This window comes from Kistimonas scapharcae (assembly GCF_039540975.1).
GTDB classification, from domain to species: Bacteria; Pseudomonadota; Gammaproteobacteria; order Pseudomonadales; family Endozoicomonadaceae; genus Kistimonas; species Kistimonas scapharcae.
In genome coordinates this window covers 1-2,188 of record NZ_BAABFL010000111.1, presented here as the reverse complement: position 1 = coordinate 2,188, position 2,188 = coordinate 1, and the positions used below count along the sequence as shown (strand labels likewise).

Genomic DNA, 2,188 nt, shown 5'->3' with positions numbered 1-2,188 from the left:
GGCTGGGTTACATGGCTGCGCGAACCTGCCCCATGCCAGCAAGGCTTCTCAAGCTGGCTGAGCCACAGTGGTAATCAGGTTCTGTTTTAAAGCCTGAATATCTTGATTTATTTCAACCGTTATTTTGCGCCCACCCAGCTCTTTTTTATCTGGCAACATTCTTTGTAAAAACTGGATGATTCGGTCTTTTATTTTTTTAGAATCTATAGACCTTACTTCGCCTCTAATCCCCTTTGTTAGCTCAACAGCCTCTTTTTTGCAGTATTCTCTCTGCCCTACTTCAGCCTCCTGACTCTGAGGTATAGAATACGTCCCAGATGCCAATAATGCAGGCTTTATATTATCCATACAACCACCATCACCTACTTACAAGCTCCATCGTTATAATAAAATTAGAAATCTAAACTAAAAAAATCTAAAGGCTTAGGTTTTAACCAAAAGAGCACGCACCTAACTCTTGAAAAAGTTCCTTCTTGGATAATGGGTTAAATGAAGTATCACTCATATCCAACCACTCCCATTCGTGTACTGCCTAAGGGTGTACCACGCTGTGAGTAGCTTGACGTATTTCATAACTCATATCTCAAGTCATTAGACTGAACAGTATTGCGATGTGCATAATTTCCCGTTGAGTCACAGTTCAGTCATGATCACATTGTGAGGACATACCCAAATTGGGAATAGTTTTTTGCCAATAGTGCCCATTCCTCAAGCCTGTTACCCGGCAGCCCCACAAATTACCTAATTCGCAGCACCTCATGATTAATATGAAAAATACTTCTTAAGGCTGGGGTTAGCAGCCGTTATATTCACGAGTCTACACAGAAGATACACTTCTGATGAATTAAGATACCGACTACTCTCAATGCCAACAGCCCCGCAAAAAAAAACAATTATAAAATAGACAGCATTAATACTACCCATTCATATTAATAGACATTGTTAACACATCAAAGTTCGATATCATTAGATATAAACAAATCGATCATTTATACCTAACAGTAATTCGAACCCTAGCTACTCAAAAAGTGATTCAAACTGTTAACCCTATAACCGAAACCAGTGATATTGCCTTTACTGTTCAATGGGAGCCCACAAGTTATTCACCAAACGATCAGAAATTATTTTTTAACGGTTATTGGCCTCCTGCCCCACCCAAGATAATAGGTTGTAACTCCGTGAAAATAGCTTGTAACCCAGCACTACAAGTGACTCTGGTACGCATTCAGATGCTGCAGATGAAAGACACTCTTTGTCACCCTATTCCAAAGGTTGGCAACCATTCATTAAAAGGCTGGAAAAACATAATTAACAACATGAAAACGCTTAGATAGAATTTAAAAATAGATCACTCCTTCATCCTGCATACTCAAAAAAAAAAAAAAAAAACAGGCGCGACCTAAATAAAGCACCATCAATCCCTATCGATAAAAGCACCAGCGCAACAACATAATCGCAAAACAGTCCCAACATCTCCTACACTGTTAGTTATTTATTCATTTTCATTGTAGAAATGCCCATGACAGTATCAGATGATAACAAAGACTCTATTGAAAATAGAGCTATCGCTTCACGATTGGCCACTATGAACACACATCATCGTACTGCCAATGAGAATGTAAAGCAGCCAACCATCTATGAACCTGACTATGATGATGGGCGCATCGCTATCATCAGAAGCTTTGAACGCGATATCGCCTCACGGATTGAATGCCTAAAAACCCCACTTGATGTCTCATCTCTCGGTGAAGTAGCCTATGGCTCACACCGTTATCCCCTCTATGAAATAACTGCCATCCATGATGCCAATAATCCCTATATACGATTAACCGGCCTGGTGCATGGCGATGAAGAAGCCGGCGGCAAGGCGTTACTGGACTTTCTTGATGACGGAATCAAACAATACCTGACTCATTTTAACTTCATCATCAATCCCTGTATCAACCCCAGCGGCTATGAAACAGCCACACTGCAGGCCATGAACGGTTATCACCTGGCCTCCCGGACGGATAAAAATACCGGGAATATCAATCGTAGTTTCAACGGCGCCCTTCCCCAGCAAGAGTCCCGGCTGATTGAAGCATCACTGAAGCGAGGGCCAGAACGTGATCTTCCCCCGATAAAATGGACACCTGTCTACAGCTAAACTGCAGCCTCGTATTCTACCGGTGATTGATAATTAAGGCTC

At 41.5% G+C, this 2,188-nt stretch carries 2 protein-coding genes; one reads left to right on the top strand and one right to left on the bottom strand.

Annotated elements, in window-relative coordinates; all coding sequences use genetic code 11:
* Nucleotides 1-48 precede the first annotated feature (48 nt).
* Nucleotides 49-348, bottom strand: coding sequence for a hypothetical protein (locus ABD892_RS06290; protein WP_345194574.1), 300 nt, complete (start codon nucleotides 346-348; stop codon nucleotides 49-51).
* Between the two features lie 1,171 nt (nucleotides 349-1,519).
* On the opposite strand from ABD892_RS06290, the gene ABD892_RS06285 reads away from it, so the two are divergent.
* A complete protein-coding gene (locus ABD892_RS06285; protein ID WP_345194573.1) occupies nucleotides 1,520-2,146 on the top strand; it encodes a M14 family zinc carboxypeptidase in 627 nt (208 codons plus the stop codon).
* The last annotated feature ends 42 nt before the right edge of the window (nucleotides 2,147-2,188 follow it).